The organism is Corynebacterium sp. HMSC064E08 (assembly GCF_001811805.1).
Taxonomy (GTDB): domain Bacteria; phylum Actinomycetota; class Actinomycetes; order Mycobacteriales; family Mycobacteriaceae; genus Corynebacterium; species Corynebacterium jeikeium_D.
The window spans coordinates 33,657-54,065 of sequence record NZ_KV806691.1 but is presented as its reverse complement, the minus strand read 5'-3'; the positions used below and the strand labels follow the sequence as shown (position 1 = coordinate 54,065).

Annotated in this window: 17 protein-coding genes; 8 read left to right on the top strand and 9 right to left on the bottom strand. The window is 56.6% G+C overall.

Features of this window, described 5'->3' with window-relative positions; genetic code table 11:
- Window positions 1-23: 23 nt before the first annotated feature.
- The 4 genes from HMPREF2820_RS00265 to dnaA all read right to left on the bottom strand — a co-directional run bounded on the left by HMPREF2820_RS00265 (window position 24) and on the right by dnaA (window position 5,342).
- On the bottom strand, window positions 24-686 hold the full coding sequence (locus tag HMPREF2820_RS00265; protein ID WP_005511606.1) for a DciA family protein: 663 nt from the start codon (window positions 684-686) through the stop codon (window positions 24-26).
- A 5-nt stretch (window positions 687-691) separates the two neighbouring features.
- Window positions 692-1,891, bottom strand: a complete 1,200-nt coding sequence (gene recF / locus HMPREF2820_RS00260; RefSeq protein ID WP_070549578.1) for a DNA replication/repair protein RecF — start codon at window positions 1,889-1,891, stop codon at window positions 692-694.
- Window positions 1,892-1,900: 9 nt separating this feature from the next.
- The gene (gene dnaN, locus HMPREF2820_RS00255; RefSeq protein ID WP_048731377.1) at window positions 1,901-3,091 is read right to left on the bottom strand and encodes a DNA polymerase III subunit beta; all 1,191 of its coding nucleotides are present in this window, start codon (window positions 3,089-3,091) and stop codon (window positions 1,901-1,903) included.
- Window positions 3,092-3,593: 502 nt separating this feature from the next.
- Window positions 3,594-5,342 (bottom strand): chromosomal replication initiator protein DnaA, encoded by a 1,749-nt coding sequence (gene dnaA / locus HMPREF2820_RS00250; RefSeq protein ID WP_048731378.1) that lies wholly within the window; start codon window positions 5,340-5,342, stop codon window positions 3,594-3,596.
- Between the two features lie 694 nt (window positions 5,343-6,036).
- Between dnaA and rpmH the strand changes: the two genes are divergently transcribed.
- The 8 genes from rpmH to HMPREF2820_RS00215 all read left to right on the top strand — a co-directional run bounded on the left by rpmH (window position 6,037) and on the right by HMPREF2820_RS00215 (window position 12,563).
- Window positions 6,037-6,174: a 50S ribosomal protein L34 gene (rpmH, locus tag HMPREF2820_RS00245; RefSeq protein WP_005511646.1), complete on the top strand. Its 138-nt coding sequence runs from the start codon at window positions 6,037-6,039 to the stop codon at window positions 6,172-6,174.
- Between the two features lie 20 nt (window positions 6,175-6,194).
- Complete coding sequence (gene rnpA / locus HMPREF2820_RS00240) at window positions 6,195-6,575, top strand: ribonuclease P protein component (protein WP_048731381.1); 381 nt, start codon at window positions 6,195-6,197, stop codon at window positions 6,573-6,575.
- The gene (gene yidD / locus HMPREF2820_RS10595; RefSeq protein WP_083229182.1) at window positions 6,535-6,867 is read left to right on the top strand and encodes a membrane protein insertion efficiency factor YidD; all 333 of its coding nucleotides are present in this window, start codon (window positions 6,535-6,537) and stop codon (window positions 6,865-6,867) included. Before rnpA ends, yidD begins: the two co-directional genes overlap by 41 nt.
- Before the next feature lie 87 nt (window positions 6,868-6,954).
- Complete coding sequence (gene yidC / locus HMPREF2820_RS00235; RefSeq protein WP_070602164.1) at window positions 6,955-8,103, top strand: membrane protein insertase YidC; 1,149 nt, start codon at window positions 6,955-6,957, stop codon at window positions 8,101-8,103.
- A 325-nt stretch (window positions 8,104-8,428) separates the two neighbouring features.
- Window positions 8,429-9,064 (top strand): 16S rRNA (guanine(527)-N(7))-methyltransferase RsmG, encoded by a 636-nt coding sequence (gene rsmG / locus HMPREF2820_RS00230; protein WP_083308387.1) that lies wholly within the window; start codon window positions 8,429-8,431, stop codon window positions 9,062-9,064.
- Between the two features lie 278 nt (window positions 9,065-9,342).
- Window positions 9,343-10,299: a ParA family protein gene (locus HMPREF2820_RS00225; RefSeq protein WP_016421734.1), complete on the top strand. Its 957-nt coding sequence runs from the start codon at window positions 9,343-9,345 to the stop codon at window positions 10,297-10,299.
- A 21-nt stretch (window positions 10,300-10,320) separates the two neighbouring features.
- A complete protein-coding gene (locus tag HMPREF2820_RS00220; protein ID WP_069358896.1) occupies window positions 10,321-11,598 on the top strand; it encodes a ParB/RepB/Spo0J family partition protein in 1,278 nt (425 codons plus the stop codon).
- Window positions 11,599-11,609: 11 nt separating this feature from the next.
- Window positions 11,610-12,563 (top strand): hypothetical protein, encoded by a 954-nt coding sequence (locus HMPREF2820_RS00215; RefSeq protein ID WP_048733137.1) that lies wholly within the window; start codon window positions 11,610-11,612, stop codon window positions 12,561-12,563.
- 26 nt (window positions 12,564-12,589) lie between these two features.
- Here HMPREF2820_RS00215 and HMPREF2820_RS00210 read toward each other — a convergent pair whose 3' ends face one another.
- The 5 genes from HMPREF2820_RS00210 to HMPREF2820_RS00190 form a co-directional block, all read right to left on the bottom strand.
- Complete coding sequence (locus HMPREF2820_RS00210) at window positions 12,590-13,774, bottom strand: N-acetylmuramoyl-L-alanine amidase (RefSeq protein ID WP_048733139.1); 1,185 nt, start codon at window positions 13,772-13,774, stop codon at window positions 12,590-12,592.
- Window positions 13,775-14,184: 410 nt separating this feature from the next.
- A complete protein-coding gene (gene trxA, locus HMPREF2820_RS00205) occupies window positions 14,185-14,505 on the bottom strand; it encodes a thioredoxin (RefSeq protein WP_016421730.1) in 321 nt (106 codons plus the stop codon).
- A gap of 393 nt (window positions 14,506-14,898) precedes the next feature.
- On the bottom strand, window positions 14,899-15,837 hold the full coding sequence (trxB, locus tag HMPREF2820_RS00200; protein WP_070549576.1) for a thioredoxin-disulfide reductase: 939 nt from the start codon (window positions 15,835-15,837) through the stop codon (window positions 14,899-14,901).
- Window positions 15,838-16,001: 164 nt separating this feature from the next.
- Window positions 16,002-16,565, bottom strand: coding sequence for a sigma-70 family RNA polymerase sigma factor (locus HMPREF2820_RS00195; RefSeq protein ID WP_224783764.1), 564 nt, complete (start codon window positions 16,563-16,565; stop codon window positions 16,002-16,004).
- Window positions 16,566-16,800: 235 nt separating this feature from the next.
- Window positions 16,801-20,403 carry a murein biosynthesis integral membrane protein MurJ gene (locus tag HMPREF2820_RS00190; RefSeq protein WP_070602162.1) on the bottom strand — a complete coding sequence of 1,201 codons (3,603 nt, stop codon included), beginning with the start codon at window positions 20,401-20,403 and terminating at the stop codon, window positions 16,801-16,803.
- Window positions 20,404-20,409 lie beyond the last annotated feature (6 nt).

The window sequence follows — 20,409 nt, the reverse complement described above, 5'->3', positions numbered from 1 at the left end:
AATCGTAGACCGTTTACCGACCTTTACCCGTAAGTATCACGCGGTCCTCGGCCCTCGATGTGCAATTTGCCCTTGCGCCAATTCGGCGCTTTCGGCCCCAGCACCTTAATTTCCTCAACCACTCCATCCCCGACGCGTTCCGCGATCGACTTCAAAACCTGTCGCTGTGCCAGCCGCAGCTGTGTTGCCCATGCTGTCGATTGGCACTCGACCACCAAAGTGCCGTCCTTGAACTCCTTGACCTGGGAGTGTTCCGCGACAACCTTGCCGACCATCGAATCCCACTCCGTCATAATCACACCGTGGGCAATGTGGATCTGCCAGCCGCGATCGACTACTGCCTTATTCAGCACCGCACCAATCGGCGCAGGTCGACGGTCATATTTCCGGTACAGCCGAATCCCCGCCTCCTTCAATAGGCTCGGCGAAATCACCGTTCCGGCACGATCTCGCACCACTGCTTGCGCTGCCCGCTGCTTATCGACGTCCGCAACGATCCCCTCCGCGGCCTTCACAGGCACACGGCTATCGAGGCCAGACCACGAGCCCTTCTTCTTCGGTGGCCGCTGGAGATTCGGTAACTTGTGACCGCCCTCCTTTGCAGCATCGCGCATGCGGAAGAAAGCGTCACTGATCAGGTCGTTTTCCTCTTCCGGTGAGTTATCCGGCTCCATGTTCTCGACCATACCCGTCACTCTTCCGCGACTGGGTTTTCATCCAGCAGTGAGATTCGCCCCTGCTCAGTCTGCGCCACCGTTACCGTGTGATGGGTCACCGAAGAATCCTCGACCAGTGCCTGAGGCAACTCCTCTCCCACCGCCGAGGTGATCAACACCTGCTCAGCCTGCTGCGCGATTTCCATGAGAGCTTCCCGACGATGCCGGTCGAGCTCCGCAAACACGTCGTCAAGCACCAAGATCGGGTCGGGCCCATCGGCACGGAGCAAAAAGTACGCGCCGAGACGCAGCGCGAGTGCAAAAGACCAGGTCTCGCCGTGGCTAGCGAAGCCCTTGGCGGGGTCATTGCCGAGAATGAGGTTGAGATCATCGCGATGCGGACCAACGAGACAGGAACCGCGCTCAATCTCCGCGGTGCGGCGCTCCGCCATCTTCGTCAGCAGCAGTGCCTCGAGCAGCTCCGGTTCGCTGGGCAATGGCCCGCCATCCAGACTGTCGACCTTCGGCGCATAGGCAATCGTGGCTGGGCGCGAGTGCGGGGCAAGCGTGGCATAGGCCTCGCTGACATGCTCGGAAAGCTCGGCGATCAAATCCATGCGCGCAGCCATTAACGCCGCTCCCACCTGCGCCAATTGCGCATCCCAGGTATCCAGCGTGCTCAGTGCGGCCTGCCCCTCCGAGGAAGAATAGCCACGGCGCAGCGTCGAGCCCGCCGACTTCAGCAGCGCATTCTTCTGACGCAAAATCTTGTCATATTGAATGCGGATACCGGCGGACAGTGGCCGTCGTAAAGCGAGCAAATCATCGATGTATCGGCGACGGGAAGCGGGCTCGCCCTTGACCAGCGTGAGATCCTCGGGCGAGAAAAAGACCGACTTAACGATCCCCAGCAGCTCCCGCGGAGACTTCAGCCGCGTGCGATTGATCTGCGCCTGATTCGAGCGATGCGGATTGATGAGCAGATGCGCCGTCAGCTCGCGGCCATCATTGACCGCCGTCGCCGAAATGCGTGCCGACGGGGTCCCCGACCGAACCAGCGGAGCATCCGTAGACACTCGATGCGAGCCGAGCGTGGAGAGATACCCAACGGCCTCGACGATATTGGTCTTGCCGTAGCCATTTTGCCCGGTAAATACGGTAATTCCAGGCGTGAACTCGACTTCCAACTCCGGCCAGGAGCGGAAGTCCCGCAAGGACAAATACCGAATGTGCATAGCCGCAGACTAGCCCGGCAGGCGTACAGGCATCAGCAGGTAAGTGAAGTCGGTCTCCGGCGTTGGGTAGAAGCCGTCCTCACCGAGCTCCGGGATAGCTTCCGGCTCTGGAATGAGAATCGCGGGACGCGACGGCTGCGTAAAGCCCAGCAGAACGCGGTGGGAGCGAACAGCGCTGAGCCCCTCGAGCAGGTACTGCGGGTTGAAGGCGATCAGAAGTGGTTCCCCATAGAAGTTGCAGGCCACAGTCTCTTCTGCGTGACCAACTTCGTCGCCATGAGCGGAAAGGACAACCTGGCCATCGGAGAAGTCCATGCGAATCTGCGCACCGTGATCCGCCATCAAAGACACACGACGGATGGCATCCTGCAGCTGGTCAACACGAGCAACAGCCATGGAGGAATGCTGCTTCGGCAGCAGCGGACGGAACTTCGGGAACTCGGCGTCCAACAGTCGCGTGGTAGTGCGACGAGGATCGGCGAGGATAGCCAGCAGACCTTCGGAGCCGACCTCACGATCATCGGATCCGTCGCCGAATGCCAAGGTCACTGGCTCGCTGGAAGTGGTATCGAGAGTGCGGGCAGTCTCCGCGAAGGTCTTTGCCGGGATGAGCAGCTTGGTCTCCCCCTCCGGGATCTGCTCCCACTCGAAACTGCGAACCGCCAGGCGGAAACGGTCGGTGGCAGCGAGAGTGACCTCGTTACCTTCGGTTTCCATCCGGATGCCGGTCAGCATCGGCAGCGACTCATCCTTGCCGGCAGCGATAGCGACCTGACCAATAGCCTCAGCCAACAGAGCGGCATCGACAGTGCCGGTAGCAGCCGGAGCTTCTGGTAGCTGCGGGTAATCCTCCAAGGTCAGACTTGGCAGTTCGAAGCGGGAAGAACCACAGCGAACGATGACCTTCGTGCCATCAAAGTGCATCTCTACCTGCTTATTCGGCAGCTTAGAGACAATGTCAGAAACCAACTTGCCATTGACGGCGAAGCGACCGGGCTCATCGACCTCTGCGCTAATACGAATCTGAGTCGAGACCTCGTAGTCATAGCCAGCGAGCTGCAGACCATTGTCATCCGCGAGAAAAATCATGCCACGCAGAATCGGCTGAGTCGGGCGTGCAGGCAGGTTACGAGCAACCCAGCTCACCGCACCCGCGAGATCGTCCTTAGCCGCGCGAATACGGACTTCGGTCTGCTCCATCGTTCCTCCACCGGTATTGGATGTCTGTTATTAGCCGTCTTTTGTGTTGTCAGCACGCTATGTCAGCGCACATGACTGGAGTTACAAAGATTCCATCGTACAACTCTACTGCAGACTGCCAAAGACCTCACTGGGATTCTTGTAGTCCGTCTAGTGCTTGATCGTAGTTCTTACTCGTTTTTGGCATTTTCGAAGTTGTGCGCCAGAGGTTGTTTGCCAGAGGTTGTGCGCAGGCCCCCTTTTATCTAGAAGTTTCTAGAGATTTTTAAAGTCGGGAGTAGTAATAGGGGGTGTGCACATTGTGAAATTACATGATTCCCGCTGGTCTTCACCGGTTTCGAGCTGTGGATAACCAGTGCGTCTAACTGTGGATAACTTGGGGTGTCTGTGGATAGTGTTCGGGCTTCATCTTTCATCCACAAAATTTACGAGTTGTCCACAGCTCTGTGCACGGAAAAACCGCAGTTAATAACAAGAATTCCGCACGCCGAGCCCAAGGTTTTTAAGCCGTGCCGCGAGCTCGGTCACGAATGCGTGTAGTCAGGTCGTTGACCTGGTCCTTTGAGGGCTTCTTCTCCTGAATTTCCTTAACAATCTTGCGTTCAGCGTGCAAAACCGTCGAATGGTCACGATTTCCGAACTCCCGGCCAATCGACGGCAACGAAAGCTCAGTGAAGGACCTCGTCAAGTACATCGCGATCTGGCGAGCATGAGCGACCGGGCGAGTCTTACCCGGGCCCACCAAATCCGCAACCGTTAGGTCGAAGTACTCAGCCGTGGTGGAGATGATGATCTCCGGGGTAATCTGCACCTCGATTTCGTCGGCACCGAGGATCTCCTGCGCAAACTTCAAGGTCACAGGCTCATGAATCATGGATGCGTGAGCACTAATCTGCAGGAGACGCCCCTCGAGCTCACGAATAGAAGACGAGGTGTTCTCCGCGATGTACTGGAGTACATCATGCGGAACGACCAAATCAGACAGCTGTGCCTTCTTCGACAGAATTGCGATTCGCGTCTCCAAGTCCGGGTATTGCAGATCCGGATTGAGCCCCCACTGGAACCGGGTACGAAGGCGATCCTCCAGGGTCTTAAGCTCCCGCGGTGGGCGGTCCGACGACAGCACAATTTGGTGATTGGACTGGTGCAGGGCATTGAACGTATGGAAGAACTCTTCCTGTGTACCTTCCTTGCCCTCCAAGAACTGGATGTCATCGATGATGAGCATGTCCAAATCGCGATAGCGACGCTTGAAGGATTCCTGGGCGTCGTCACGCACGGAATTAATGAAGTCGTTGGTGAACTCTTCCGAGGAAACGTAACGAACCCGCAGGTTAGGGTACAAATGCTTGGCGTAGTGACCAATGCCGTGGAGCAGGTGCGTCTTGCCAAGACCCGAACCGCCGGAGATAAACAGCGGGTTGTAGGTGCGCCCCGGAGACTCTGCAACAGCGACGGCGGCTGCGGCAGCGAACTTATTCTGCGGACCAATAACGAAGGTCTCGAAGGTGTAGTTCGGGTTGAGGGTGGGCTCCTCGAAAGGCATGCTCATCTCGGTTGGAGTGCCGTGGCTCTCGGAGCGGAAAGGACTTGTGACCTGGCGCTGATCAGCAATAGTCATCGGATTCTCGGCAGATGAGTGCGAAAGCCCCTGGGCCATCGAATCTACGGCGTCCATCGATCGGCGTTGTGACTGGGCACTCTGCTGATTATGGACATTCGGCTGGTGCGTCTGCGACACCTGTGGCGTCTGCGTCGATCCCTGGTGCTGCTCGTGGAGATTGAAGTCGTTCGTATCTGCACTGGGGAACGGGTAGTTGCGGCCAGATTGCTGCTGGTGCTGCTGGTTTGGCTGTTGACGCTGAGCCTGCTGCGGACGCGAAGCTGCAGATGGCATCTGCCCCGAGTGCTGTGCAGATGGTTGAGTGGTCTCTGCTGCCTGGCTATCTTCAGCGTCGTCAGCAGGATCGGCAACGGTGATGACCGTTTCCAACTCCTCGCCGGTCAGCGAGGCTAAGACGGCCTCGATAATGCCCTTGAGCTCTTCTTTTACCAGCGCCTGCACCACTGGCGATTGAGTGCTGAGCAGGAAAAAACCTGGAAAGTCACCAGTGTGCGTCACTGACCGCAGCAGTGCCTTGTGTGGCGGGCGTAGTGGTGCAATGCCCAACTCCGGCGCACCTTCTGGTGAAGTCAGGATAGAAACGACCTGCTCCCAGAGTCCACCTGGCAATTCTGGTTGTTCGCTCACTGTGTGAATGTCCTTTTACATGTTTACGTTCATCAAATTTATCGAGGCGACCTGTTTTTGTGGAGCGTTTTTGGCATGGCGAGAGCGCCATATCTGCCCATTTGGGGGCTATTTATTGTAATTCGCCCTGTGGGGTGTTTCTACACAAGGTGCTATACGCCCCGAGCAGGACTTCCACATGTTTGTCCACACCTGTGGATAAACCTTGTCGCTAATTGACTAACAGTTTATCCACAGTTTGCCCACAATGAAAAATAGCCCCCTAGTCTGCGTTTACCTAGGTAAACACGTTATTTCCCCTGCTCGCTGTGATTCATGGTGTGGAAGTTATCCACAGCTGATGGGATAAACGCCCTGTGGATTGCAGTGCATAGGTCAGTATTTCCACAGGTCAACATCGGTACCGTCGGAAAACTTGGAAAATGATTCTCCAGGTAAATCCGGCGTGTTGATTTGAATTTCTCGCTCGATTCGACGTAACCTATCTGGGTGTTTCATATCCATTGAGATATGAGTCCGAGCTTGTGCTTGGACCCGACAGAATGCATGTAGCTTTCAATCTGTCGGTAAGTAATTTTTCCGTGCATCACGGGAATGCGTCAGACGCATCGCTGCCTCGCACTCGAAGCGAGGAGTTTACTGCGGTGTGTTCAGCGTGGACTCGTGGTCGTTTGAGTTTCAAGGAGTGTCAACCGTGTCGAAGCGGACGTTCCAGCCGAATAACCGCCGTCGTGCACGCGTGCACGGCTTCCGTACCCGTATGCGTACCCGTTCCGGTCGCGCCGTTGTGGCAGCACGCCGCAGCAAGGGCCGTGCCCGCCTGTCCGCTTAAGTAAGAGGACGCCGATTTCGGTGCTCCCTCAGAGCAATAAGCTGCGTTCTTCGCGTGACTTCACGGTCACCGTACGACGTGGACGCCGAATCGGACGCAAGACCTTGGTCTTGCATATTCGTGACACCGCCGCTTCTGGCGGTGAAGATAAGACCGATACGCAGATTGCCAGGTTTGGTGGTCCGCGTGTCGGTCTTGTCGTATCTAAAGCTGTGGGCAACGCTGTGACTCGTCACGCTGTATCCCGCAAGCTTCGCCATGTTATGGCCGCGGCCGCGCAGAATCTTCCGTCCACCATGGACATTGTCGTTCGCGCGCTGCCTGCATCTGCCACAGCCACCAGCCAGGAGCTGTCCCACGATGTGCAATCGGCACTCGCCACATACGAACGTCGGCGCTAATTCGCTTGACGACGGCCCCCTCGCCCAGGCCCCCGCTGCACGTGTGGCTGAGAGGGCGATTCTCTTCTACCGCCGTCGTATCTCTAATCTGAAGCCAACGAGCACATGTCGTTTTGAACCGACCTGCTCCGCATATGGTCTTGAGGCCGTGCGCCGCTTTGGAGCTATTCGTGGCCTGTGGCTGACTCTCCTGCGTATCTTCCGTTGCGCACCCTGGCATCCGGGCGGCTGGGATCCAGTTCCTGTCACATTCCCCGGCCTGGGTTCGTGGTTGAAGCGAATGCACAGGTAACCTCTAGTAATGCTTAGCCTTTGACCGGGCTTTGTAGACGAAGGCGCGAGTGCGCTGTCCCCCTAAAGAACGGAGTGATCTTAGACCGTGCTCAATTTCGTGTATCGGCCGATTTCGGCCATCCTGTGGTTCTGGCATAAGGCCTCAGGTTTCCTATTCGATCCCTCCTCGGGTATCTCATGGGTGCTGGCCATTGTTTTGCTTGTGGTCACCATCCGTATCCTCCTGTTTAAGCCGATGCTGAACCAGCAGCGTTCTGCCATCAAGATGCAGCAACTCGCTCCTGAGATGCAGGCGATCAAGGAGAAGTACAAGAACGATCAGCAGGCGCAGGCTCTTGCTATGCGCCAGCTGCAGAAGGAAATGGGTGTCAACCCGCTCGGCGGCTGTCTGCCGATTCTGGTTCAGATGCCTGTGTTCATTGGTCTTTTCCACGTGCTGCGTTCGTTTAACCGAACGGGTACGTCGGGCAATGCGCTCGGCATGTCGGTGGAGCAGAACTGGAATACGCCTAACTACATCTTCGGTGTAGATGAGGTGCGGTCTTTCCTGCTGGCTCGTGTGCTCAATGCTCCACTGTCCAGTTCGGTTGGTATGGGTGAGGATCAATACGCAGCCTTTACCGTGCCTGGTACGCCTGCGGACTTCACCCGCATGGACATCATGATCGTTGCCATTCCGCTGATCGTTATCGCGGCACTGGCAACGCACTTCAACGCTCGCATGTCTGTTGACCGCACGCGTGCCCGCCAGGAAGCCGGTCTGGTGAAGCGCCAGGAAGGCGTTATGGGGCAGCAGATGGACATGATGAACAAGATGATGCTTTGGTTCTTCCCGATCATGATTCTTGTTACCGGTGCTTTCTGGCACATCGGTCTTCTTGTCTACATGGTGACTAACAACGTCTGGACCTACTTCCAGCAGCGCTACATCTTCGGCAAGCTGGATGAGGAAGAGAAGGAAGCTGTCGCAGCTAAGAAGGCTGCCAAGCGCGAGGCACAGGAGAAGCTCGCTCCGAAGGTTGGCCAGAAGCCAATCAATCCGAAGAAGGGTGGCAAGCGTCAGGCAGCGCAGAATGCGCAGCAGGCGCAGTCCGGTCAGGCCTCTGCAGCGAAAAAGGCTTCTAGCCATCTTCCGGATGGTAATTCGGGGAAGGGACAGCAGGGCCCAGCCTCGAAGCCAGCGCCAGGACAGAAATCCGCAAATCGGAAGAACCGGAAGCGGAAAAAGAAATAGCTGAAGTGGAATCGCCCTTCGTCTACATAAGTTAAATAATCGAAACGCCCCGCAGTTGATGCGGGGCGTTTTTGCTTGCCTTGGTGCTCTATCGAGCAAACAACGTCACTGTTATTACAGGCATGTAATTTTCTCCGGGGCCTGGAGTTTGGCATCCAACTTTGATCAATGTTTCACGTGAAACATCGCTGTTGCACTGTCGTACACTAGGGCTAGTGAAAAGCTCGACGGGTGACGGCACAGCTGCCCCATTGTGCAAGAAAGGTTAGTGGAACTGTTGAGTAACTCCGCGAAAGACGTCGATAATCAAGAAGCCTCCGCAGGTTTGGTCGATCCGGATCTGCGTTCGGTGATAGATACCGTGTTTGGAGGGAATGCCGATCGAGCATACCGCTACCATTCATGGTTGGCTGAGGAGGCTACAGTCCGAGGTTTGATTGGGCCACGTGAAACTCCAAAGCTGTGGGATCGGCACATTATCAATTCTGCGGTAGTTGGAGAAGCGATAGGCAAAGGGCTTGTAGTTGCGGACATTGGTTCGGGGGCAGGCTTGCCCGGGATTCCGCTTGCTCTTGCACGACCAGATTTGAAGGTGGTTCTTGTAGAACCATTGCTGCGCCGTACGACTTTCTTGAACGAGGTTGTGGAAGATCTCGAGCTGGACAATGTGACCGTGGTTCGCGGCCGCGCTGAGGAGAAAGTGGTTCGCGCTGAGGTTGGCCAAGTAGATGTCGTCACTTCTCGCGCTGTTGCCCCTCTTGGGAAATTGGCGGGCTGGTCGCTTCCTTTAGTTAAATCCGGAGGCGCGATGGTTGCACTGAAGGGTGGAACTGCGCAAGAGGAGATTGATCGGGACGCAAAGCTTATTGCCAAGGCGAAGGGAACTAATCCCCGCGTTGTAGAGGTTGGCGGTTCCGTGTTGAGAACTTCGACGTACGCCGTGATTATTCAGAAGAAGTAGGTTGTAAGTCCCCCTCCCCTACTCCACTGCCGGTTCGCTTGTGTTTTGGTTTCGACATTGAGGCGCGTAGTGCCGTCGGGCTAGAGTGGGATAAGTATCGCGGTATGGCAAAGTCCTACCGGCCAAGGTGGATGTTTCACGTGAAACATTTCCACAATCGTCGGCGTCTAACGCTTGTTGGGGCTTGATGATTACGCTTTTGCAGATAGTTACTAAGTTTTTATTCGCACTCCAGTGGCCATGATTGGTGATTGCTGTGCTTGTAAGGGGAATAGTTAATGAGCCGGAAGTCCTGGCAAGACACACCCATCGCTGCGGCAGCTCAACGGGCAGCGCAAGTTAAGGCCCCGAACCGTTTATCGCTTCCACGCCCCGAACGCCCGCGCCGTATTACTATCGCCAACCAGAAGGGTGGCGTGGGCAAGACCACTTCGGCAGTCAACATCGCGTCGGCGCTCGCGCGACATGGTCTCAAGGTGCTAGTCATCGATAATGACCCGCAGGGAAATGCTTCTACGGCCCTGGGGATTGAGCATGTTTCCGGGACCCCGTCGACGTATGAGCTTCTAATTGGCGAACTACAGATTGACGATGTCATCCAGCGTTCCCCTGAATCTGAGAATCTCTTTTGTGTGCCAGCGACGTTGGACTTGGCGGGCTCCGAGATTGAGCTGGTCTCGCTCCTGAACCGTGAGCGCCGACTTCTCGATGCAGTGTCAGATCAGTACCTGATTGACAACGGCTTTGACTTTCTCATTATTGACTGCCCTCCTTCGCTCGGTCTGTTGACTCTGAATTCGATGACTGCCGCCAACGAGGTTTTGATCCCGATTCAGTGTGAGTTTTACGCCTTGGAGGGTGTGACTCAGCTGATGAATAACGTGCAGATGATTCGTCAGCATCTCAATCCGGAGCTACATATTTCTGCTGTGCTGCTCACTATGTTCGATGGCCGCACCAAGCTTTCGGAAGAAGTTGCCAATGAGGTTCGTAACTACTTCGGTGAGGTTGTGCTACGTAATCTCATCCCTCGATCCGTGAAGGTATCGGAGGCTCCGGGATATTCGCAGACCGTAATTTCCTACGATCCAGGGTCTCGGGGCGCAGTTGCTTATCTTGACGCCGCGAAGGAATTGGCAACGCGTGGCGACTATTCAGCAGTTCCGGGTGGAAGTGCGATTGGGCAAAAACCAGCTTCCTCCCCTACCCCGTCCAATTCCACTGAGACAAATTAAAGCCACTAGGAGTAGTAACCGATGTCGAATCAAAAAAAGGAGAACCGCAAGGGAGGGCTCGGTCGCGGTATCGCCGCGCTGATCCCAACTGCTCCGGCGGCTAACCCCTCGGTAGGTGAGAGTGCCGCGGATATTATCTTCGGTCCCCGCCGTACCCAGGGGACGAAGCAGCCTGGAAGTAGCGGAGTTGCCGACGTACTGGGGGCAGCCGCGACGGGATCCGGCACCTCGTTGACTGAAGGGAAAAACGCCGGAAAATCTGCAAAATCCGGCCAGAGCAAGCCTCATACCGATGAGGCGCAGAAACGTCACAGTGACGATAAGGCTATTGGTAAGTCTAGCGATGTTTCACGTGAAACATTGCCCTCGGCGACGTCGGGAGTAGCGGACCATAGCAGCGCGGAGCCGACCGATGTTGACGCTTCGGCCGCAAACGAGTTTGGCGCGACCTATCGCGAGATCGACTTGAAGCTGATCACGCCGAACCCGAAGCAGCCACGAGAGGTCTTCGATGAGGAGCCCCTGAATGAGCTCGCTCACTCTATTCGTGAGTTCGGTCTATTGCAGCCGATTATCGTACGACCAATCTCTGAGGGTAGTCGTGCGGCCGCACTCGAGGCAGCGCGTAAGGAAGATCCGAACGCGCCGCAACCCGAGTTTGAAATCATCATGGGTGAACGTCGCTGGCGTGCTTCTCAGCGAGCTGGGGTCGACACGATTCCCGCCATCGTTCGCGATACTCCAAACCAGGACATGCTTCGCGATGCCCTACTAGAGAACATCCATCGCGTTCAGCTGAACCCACTCGAAGAGGCCGCTGCGTACCAGCAGCTACTCGAAGAGTTTGGTGTAACTCAGGCAGAGCTGGCGGATCGAATCGGTCGCTCGCGGCCCGTTATTACCAACATGATTCGACTCTTGCAGTTGCCGGTGGAGGTACAGCGACGAGTAGCGGTCGGTGTTCTGTCGGCTGGTCACGCACGCGCCTTGCTTGGAGTTAAGGCAGGTAAGGAAGAACAGCAGCGCCTCGCCGAGCGAATTGTTGCTGAAGGACTATCCGTCCGTGCGACCGAAGAAGCAGTGACATTACTCAATGCCGGCGAGCGACCGAAAAAGCAGCACCGCGAGCCCACTCCGCAGCCGGAGGTCCTTCACAATTGGGCTGACCGCCTGTCCAATTCTTTTGATACGAAGGTGACTGCCCAGATGGGCAAGCGTAAGGGCAAAATCGTTATCGAATTCGGCAACCTCGAGGACTTTGATCGCATCATGTCACTGATGCATCTCGACGAAGAGTAAACCCGGTTACTGTGACTGAAGTATTCATCGAGAAAATTTCGCTGGCCGACATCGAAGGAATCTATCCAGACACGATGTTAAGCCTGTTTTGGGAACAGGGCATGGAGCATATCCGTACAGCAACTGCCCTACCCCAGTTCTCGACTGAGCCGCGCGAACCTAATTTGGACCCCAGCACGCCAGAAGAGGATGAAGCGCTCAACGGTGATTTAAAGCATTCGGACGGCCAATCCCCTACTCGGCCAGGCGGAGCTAGTGAAAGCCTCTTAAATGGCGATTTAAGCCCTGATTTAGCCGCCCAGGTGCGCTTGGAGAAGGAAGCATGGCTCAATACCGTCTACCTTTCCTGGGGACCGTGCGGATATTCGCTACGACGAAAGCCACCGGCATCACTTATCGATGGGAAACCTGAGACCGTCGGCACGCTGCTCTTTGCTCCGCCACGCTTCTGCCCGACGACATTTTCCATGCCTTCCGGGCCAATATCGCCGGATGCGATTGCGCTGACGAGTCTGCATTACAACGCTTTAGAGGTTGACGATGACATGCTCCGCGTGCTCATTGTGACCGCTCTGCACAAGCTCGCGCTACGCGGGATTTCAGCGGTAGAAGCGTTTGGTTGCAGTGGCACGGTGGATTCTATGTCGGCATCCACGCCGTCGTCGCCAACGCCTGACGACGGTACGGAGAATCTAATCGCTGATTTCGAAGCTCAACTCGAAGAAAAGCTGAATCCTAAGCCGTGTATTTCAGATTCGTTGGCGGCGATTAACCATAACGCCGGTGATTTGATTCGTACGCGAACCCTTCTTGACTCCGGGTTTCGGGTGGTCACTCCACATCCGATTCATCCGAAACTCCGTATCGAGTTGGATGCGGAATTGGATTGGGACGAAGAAATCGGCCATGCGTTGGATCTAAGTGCGAAAGAACCCTTTATGCGCTCAAAGCTGTTCAGTCTTTAGCGCTGGGTTTCATTGGTCAGCCGTGTTTAGGCTTTTTCCTCTTCAATCAGCTGCGCAAAGCTGTAAGCGCCGGTCATTGGCTGCTGCTCTTCATCGCCCAGGTACAGACGCTTTACAGCGACAACGATAGATTCGGCAATTACGTCCCGCTGATCTGGGGAAGAAAGAATTGCGACGTCATCCTCGTTGGTCAGGTAACCAACGGCGACTTCCACCGTGGGCATCCTGGTCAGACGGAGGAGATCCCAGGTACGGGCGTGCGAGCGGCAGTCTACCAGGCTCGTACGGGCAACAATTTCTCGCTGGATAAGGCCAGAGAGCTGTTCGCCCAGAATGGAGTTGGAGCCCTTCATCGAGCCAAAGTAAAAGGTCGCAATACCGCTGGCGCGGTTGTTGTGATAGTGGTCAGCCTGCAGGGAGATGAAGACGTCAGCGCCAAATGCGTTGGCCATCTCAGCGCGATCCTCGATGGACGGATTGTCGGTACGAGGACGAGACAGAATAGTCTCTGCACCTGCCGCGACAAGGCGACCCTCAATGCGAGAGGCCAAATCCCAAAGAATCTCTTCTTCAGAAATCTGACCGTAAGGGCCGTCGACCACAATGCCGGGCTCCCCTGCCCCAAGACCTGGATCAATGACAATGCGCTTTCCAGAGAGCTTCGGCCCCATCGTGCGCAGTATTTCCTTCTCGTGGAAGGCGTTTACAGAGCCACCAGTAACCCTCCTGCCCAAGTAGCTGAGCGCCCGGAGAGTAACGGGACCACAGATACCGTCGGGCTCCAGCCCGTAATTGAGCTGGTATTCACGTACAGAGGCATCGGTCTTCGGGCCAAAGTGGCCGTCTACTCGGGCATCGTGGAAGCCGAGTTCCTGCAAGGTAGCTTGGAGAACGCCTACGTCCTCACCGGTCATTTGTGACAGTGGATCGTAGGACAGTACGCGGGTGCCCAGAGTGTACGAGGCTTCTCGCAGTAGGCGCAGGGTGCTGTCGCGGATGATCCCGTCGGCATAGACACCGCGGGACTGTTGGAACGCCAGGAGAGCGTTGCGCATATCCTCATCAAAGAGGTCATCGTCACCAGACCACTGAGGCGAGTTCTCCTCCGCGGCTGAGCCCTCCCAATTGGGCAGAAGCCCAAGACGAGCCAGGGTAGAACGTACCTCGGCTACACGAGGTGACCTATCGCCCACCTTCAGAAACTCTGGCACGAAAACTCCCTTCCGAACTCCACAATTATGTTTAGGCCGTTGTGGGTCCTCACAACACTTAATCAGTATTACTGGCCAGTGAGCTAAACGAAACTTCAGTTAAGAAATCTCGCGCACTCTCAGAGGATATGGTCAGCAATACCTCTCAAGTTGGCGGCAACCTGGTTCCTTCACGGTATTAAGGAAGACGTAAACCGCCATTTCCAGCAAGATTACCAGGTCGCAGGCGCGAATTGATTGTTACGAGGGCGCGTCGGCTAGCCCGACGGCAGAACCCCAGGACTAACTCTAAATCACAACCACAACTTCAGTCACATCATAATGGGGTGTGTCCAACGAAGGTGGCAATAGCGAAGTGGCGGGTGGGCAGTCGTAACCTCGTATCGGATAAAGAGCAACCCCAAGTTCTTTTAAAGGTGCTTTTCGATGAGCGACGTGATTTCGCCCTTCGGGCGGACTCCGCGAATCTCTTCGACCTTCTTGCCGTCCTTGAATAGGAGCAGGCTTGGGATGGACATGATCTGGAACATGCCAGCCAGTGCACGCTCCTCATCGACGTTGACCTTGGCGATGACGGCCTTGCCATCGAGCTCGGTCGCAACCTCGTCCAAAACGGGAGCAATCTTCTTACACGGGCCACACCACTCTGCCCAGAAATCAACAAGCACCGGCTTATCGGATTCGAGGACATCGGACTTAAAGGTGTTGGCGGTGACGGTTACCGGAGCCATGAAATTCTTCTCCTTAGAATGAGCTCGTTTGAGTTCTTAGTGGTTTTGTTTTGTGGTCTTGATTCTAATTTTTCAACCTAGCTTCTTCAGCCTCGCGTACGGATTTGGCGCTCAAGGCGTCAAAAATTAGGGCTTCCGGTGGTGCGAGTGAAGTACTAAATTGTTAATTAATGGTGTTCTTGAGAACGCTGCAAGTGCTCGATGAGTACGGGGCGTACCGGGCTATAACACGTCCTGCTGCGCCCTGATTGAGCTACAGCTAACAACAATTGGGCTTACCGGCTATCGGATATTCCCCATAGTTGGATATCTGCAATCGTAGGGCTTATCCAACAATTGCGATACCCCAACTATTAGGTGTTTATCCAGCTAGTGCGACTGCCCTGCTGTCAGCTACCGAGCAACAGTTTCCAAGTAGTGCTCAGCATCCAGCGCAGCCTTGCAGCCAGAACCAGCGGCGGTAATTGCCTGCTGGTAATGCGAGTCAACAACATCGCCCGCCGCAAAGACGCCCTTGAGAGAGGTCTGGGTGCTCGGAGCGGCTACCTGAATGTAGCCATTCTCATCGCAATCCAGCTGATTGCGAACCATCTGCGAACGTGGCTCGTGGCCAATTGCTACGAACATGGCAGTCACATCCAGGACGGACTTCTCACCAGTGACGGTGTCTTCCAGCTCGAGACCGGTAACCGAACCCTTGTCCTCACCAAGAACCTGGGACACAACCTTGTTCGTCGCAAAGCGAATCTTGTCATTGTTCTGCGCGCGCTCGACCATGATCTTCGACGCACGGAACTCATCGCGGCGATGGACAATCGTCACCGAGCGGGCGAACTTGGTAAGGAAGGTTGCCTCTTCCATTGCGGAGTCACCGCCGCCGATGACGGCGATATCGTGGTCGCGGAAGAAGAAACCATCACAGGTGGCACAGGCGCTGACACCATGACCAAGCAGCGCCTGCTCACCCGGAGCACCCACATAACGCGGAGCGGCACCGGTTGCCAGGATGACAGCGTGAGCCTTGTGCTCTTCTTCGCCAACCCAGACAGACTTGATATCGCCGGTGAGATCCATGCGATCGACAATCTCCATGCGCAGGTCAGCGCCGAAGCGCTCTGCCTGTGCGCGCATCTGATCCATCAGCTCTGGGCCCATGATGCCCCCGGAGAAACCTGGGTAGTTCTCCACATCGGTAGTCGTCATAAGCAGGCCGCCAAACTCGATGCCCTCGAACACCACAGGCTTCAGGTCGGCACGGGCTGCGTAGGTGGCAGCCGTGTAACCGGCGGGACCGGAACCGACAATGATCAGGTCGTGAACGATATCGCTCATGAAGACTCCTATAATTTTTATCTCTCACATCACATGGCGCACAGTGATGCTCAGTAGTAAGCAAATTTTTCAGCTCCGGGAAAGAAATTACCGGAACCAGCCACCTCAACCAACGTGAGGTTAGCCATCTCTATTCCCCCAGCCTCTCCCCTGCTCCGCAGTTGTTAGGCCACCTGCACTTCTTCCAATTGTCGCCGAAGCGTACGACGCGCCCGCGCCCGCCGAGACTTCAACGTCCCGCTCGGCTGCCCAATACTGCGAGAGGTCTCCTGCAGCGAATATCCAAAGATGTCCAAGTACAGCAGGGCATCCCGTTGATCCGTTGGCAGCTGCTCCAATGCGGCGGCCATAGTCACACGTAGCGGAACATCCGGGCAGGGAATCGGCTGTGAACTCATAAACGTCTCAAAATCCTCCTCCTTATCGCAGAGAGGAATCTCCCCGAAACGACCGCGGTTGTGGTCAATACACGCATTCTTCACGATGCACGTCAGCCACGTCGCCACCGTCGAACGCCCGCGAAAATTCGCCGCCCCCGCAATTGCCCGCGCCAGCCCCTCCTGTACCCCATCCAAGGGATCGAAATCATCCCGACGATAGCGCCGCGCCATCGCTACCAACTGCGGATAATAACGCCGTGCCAACACCGCGAACGCGCGACGATCCCCCGCCAGGTGCGCCTTCAATAATTCACGATCGACCTCGTCCGCAGATGCATGCTTTTGCATACCGACGACGCCACAATCCCCCAGTCGCCGACCCATGCGGGCCTTACGGTGACTGTCCCCAATTCGATTTCTTCCCCCAAAGTTCATGGCTCCTATGCAAACACGAAACCCGCGCTCTCCGCTTGGCAAAACTGCTGTGGAGACCGCGGGCTGTGGATGAATTTCAAAACGTCCCAGTAGCTGTGGATAACTTGGGACAACTTGAACTGTTGCCGCCTAAGGCAAGCTCAGAGCGTTATTCCGTACCACGCACCTGAATGTCGCCAATAGCAACTGGCAGCAACGAATCCGGAGATTGCTCAGCCAGATTGCGGTCGCCGACAAGTGGGTTGTCCGCATCGGAATTCTGCGACTCAGCATCAGCATCTGTATCAGCGTCAGTGTCTGAGTCGCTGTCGGCTACCGCTTCCGCAGCCGTCGGCAAGCCGGAGATCCAGACAACAAGGTTCTTCCACTCAGTGTCGCGGCTATCGATTTCGATGGTCGTCGTACCTGAGGTGGCAGTAGCGCTTCCGAGAACCGTTGTGTCATCCAAGTTCGTCGAGTCAGCATCTCGTAGGCCGCGAACTTCAATGTGTGCGCCCGGGGTCGCCGCGACCTTAAGCTCTCGAATGGTTGCCGGTTCATCCAGAGTGACCCGAATACCCACACCAGGTTTGAAGTCCTCTGGACGATTGCCGAACTGGCTGAGGTAAGTCGAAGTTACCCAGAAGCTTTCCTCGTCATTATCGATGGTCAGCTCAGCCATGTCCGGATTGTCTGGACCGGCTGCCGGGTTGTCGCTGTCGGCTTGCCACTCGTTAGCGTCGGCAAGCGAAAGCGTCGTGATCGGAGCCGGGCCGCGTCGTACGGACTCGGAGTTAATCGGTGCGTCCGAGGAACGGTTAACCAGACCAAAGATGCCCGCGGCGACAAGTGCACCGACAATGACTACACCGACAACGACTGCGCCGGTGCTGAATGCGCGGGTGCGATTCTTGGTGTGGCGAGCGTTTGATTGGGCTGCACCGTCGGCATCGACGGATTCGCGCGCACCGGTGTCGGGGTCGATTGCGAGAAACTCCGAAGAGTCGGGGCCGAGCGCTGCAGTGCGCAAATCCTCCGCGAGTGTGCGAGCTGGCGACTCCTGTTGGTTGAAGTTCTCTGGGCGAACCTGCTTCGCGCGGTCGATGGCAGCAGAAATATCGGAGGGGATATTTGGCACGTTGTAGAACAGCTCGTCGATGACAGAAAGCAACGCGTTGTAGTCCGAACGTTGCGAGCTATCGGGCAAAACGACGGGGAAAGCGTCGTAGATGTGGCCGTCGCTGCTGATGCGCAATTGTCCAGGCTTGTTTGTCAGGCCAAGGCAGCGTCCAGATTCGTGGGCGTCGGCGATTGTCTCGGCAAGTGATGCTATTGCGAGTGCCAGGGCATCCGGGTGGGCGGCCTGATCGAACCGCTCAATACCGATACTGCTGGTCCAGTCGGCGACGATGAGCACCTCGGTGCGTGTCTTCGCCACACTATGAATGCGGGACATCCCGGTGCCAGCCAGGTCACGCAGCTCATTGGTCGTCGTGGCAATCTTCTGGGCGGCAACCGATGGCGAAGTGTCGTAGTACGGCAGTGCAATCGTGTCGACGAAGACGAGTGCGACATCTGAGTTGTTGGGATCGCCCATATCCATGGCGCGCCACAGGCGCAGACCTGGGTAGGTCGCGACTTCAGAACGCAGACGGAAACGACCACCTGAGACCATCTCGCCGGGTACATAGCGGGTTGGGCGAGAACCCTGCGTCGGCATCGGCGGCAGCAGCGGCGAAGCGGTGAAGCCCTCGTTTGCCAGACCCGTGGCCTCGCCGATCAGGTTCGACGGGGCAATCGAGAAAGCATCAGCGGCGAAGCCACGTTCGCGCTCCATATCCTCACGGTCGGCGACGGCATTGTCGGCTGCATGAGGCTGCGGAGCAAAGCGGCGTAGACCCGGGATGCGGCCGAGGAAGCCACCCAGAACGCGGACCTCTTCCAACGGAGCCTGAGCGAGCACCAGGCCGGTACCGATGAGGAAGACCACGCCGGTGACGATGGTCTGCAGCAGCACGCCGAAGGAACCGAAGAAATCGAACAGCACAAGGTCGGTCAATGCGAATGCGCCCCAGGCGACGGCGACACCGACAAGCGACGCCCCCAGTGCCCACAGCACGGTGTGGACGGTCGCCTTACTGTCCAAGTGTCCGAGAGTGCGGCGCAAGAGCAAGAAGCCAATTACCGCGCCGGCGACGAAACCGAAACCGTTGGCGGCACCGAGCAACACGACGACGGTCTCATCGTCAGAAGCCAGACGAGGAGCGAAGAACGACAGAATCACCTTGACGGTGGTAATGCCGAGGATGATGAAAGTCGGGGTCCAGGCCTCTTCACGGGCGTAGAAAACACGCAAGTGCAAAAGCACAATGGCGTATGGAATAAGCGAGAACGCCGAGAAGGACAGCGTCCAGCCGAGAATCTCTGCGGTTTCGCGGGGGAACTCCAGATACGCAAAAAGACCGACGGCGATGGGGCGGCCGAATGCGGTGAAGAAGGCGACGATCGGCACCAGCGCAATCATGGTCAGGCGCGTACCGATGGACAGATCGCGGACCACTGCCCCATCATTGCCGTCGGCTGCATTGCGGGACAGTCGCGGCATGATGGCGGTCAGCAAGGTAACGCCGATGATGCCGTAGGGCACCTGCAACAGCAGCCACGCCTGCTGGTAAATCGTCGGCGCGGCCTTGGAGGCAGTCGAGGCAATATTGGTGGTGATGAAGTAACCAGCCTGGGAAATTGCCACGTAGGTAATAATCGCGACACCCATGCCGGTGAACTGTTTGATGCGGTCGTCGATACCCCACAGCGGACGCAAATCAATGCCCGCGCGCTTGAGGTAGGGAATCATGATGGCTGCCTGAATGACGACACCCAGGGTGGTACCAAGACCCAAAAGCAGGATGTGCGGATCGGAGAGTGAACCGTCCGAATCCGGACTCAATTGGCCGGGCAGGAACAGATATAGCAAGAGCGTGGCAATGGCCACGACGTTGTTGGCGACAGGTGCCCACGCACCGGGTTTAAAGATTCCCTTGGTGTTTAGCACCGCCATGAGCAGCGCAAATATGCCGTAGAAGATAATCTGCGGCAATAGTAAGAACGCAAATGACGTTGCCAGCGGAACGTTGACCTTACCGGCCTCGTTAAGGCTCAATCTGGTCAACAGTGGCGCACCTATCACCGCCAGCACCGTCACCACTGCCAACAGCGTCATAGAGACAGTCAAGAGACGTCTAATGAAGGCGGCACCGTGATCTGGATCCTCCTTCTCCGCGCGCACCAACACTGGCACCACCAGAGAAGTCAGCACTGCACCGAGGACGATTTCCGTAATCAGGTTCGGCAGTGTGTTGGCGACGTTGAAGGCTGAAGCCACAGCCGGACCCAGCGTCGCGCCGATGAGCAGGTTTCGCAAAAAACCCGTAATGCGCGAAATCAGGGTAGCGATTGCCATCGAGCCCGTGGAGGCGACGATGTCCGAGTTCGACTGTCCCTGATTTGCGTCCGCCGTCGAGCCTGCGGAGGAATCGCTGGAAGCGGTTGCTGTCGCAGTTGCCGCCTTTGCTGGCGATGGTGATGCCGATTCCGTCATCGCGTCAGTGGCGGTATCGGCATTTGCCTTATGGCCGGATACGCGAGTTAGGTCCGGGGCCGCTTCGGCCGGCTGAGATTCAGCCGTTGGCCGCGCCGCCGGAACCGGAGCCGGTGGCGCGGGGCGACGAATGCGGCCTCGAAGTCCAGATTTATGCGCGTCTGAGTCAGTCACATGTCC

Coding starts and splice junctions, on each gene's coding strand:
- HMPREF2820_RS00265 (WP_005511606.1), bottom strand. CDS start 686: ATGGTCGAGAACATGGAGCCGGATAACTCACCGGAAGAGGAAAACGAC.
- recF (WP_070549578.1), bottom strand. CDS start 1,891: ATGCACATTCGGTATTTGTCCTTGCGGGACTTCCGCTCCTGGCCGGAG.
- dnaN (WP_048731377.1), bottom strand. CDS start 3,091: ATGGAGCAGACCGAAGTCCGTATTCGCGCGGCTAAGGACGATCTCGCG.
- yidD (WP_083229182.1), top strand. CDS start 6,535: ATGTGCAATCGGCACTCGCCACATACGAACGTCGGCGCTAATTCGCTT.
- HMPREF2820_RS00225 (WP_016421734.1), top strand. CDS start 9,343: ATGAGCCGGAAGTCCTGGCAAGACACACCCATCGCTGCGGCAGCTCAA.
- HMPREF2820_RS00220 (WP_069358896.1), top strand. CDS start 10,321: ATGTCGAATCAAAAAAAGGAGAACCGCAAGGGAGGGCTCGGTCGCGGT.
- trxA (WP_016421730.1), bottom strand. CDS start 14,505: ATGGCTCCGGTAACCGTCACCGCCAACACCTTTAAGTCCGATGTCCTC.
- trxB (WP_070549576.1), bottom strand. CDS start 15,837: ATGAGCGATATCGTTCACGACCTGATCATTGTCGGTTCCGGTCCCGCC.
- HMPREF2820_RS00195 (WP_224783764.1), bottom strand. CDS start 16,565: ATGCAAAAGCATGCATCTGCGGACGAGGTCGATCGTGAATTATTGAAG.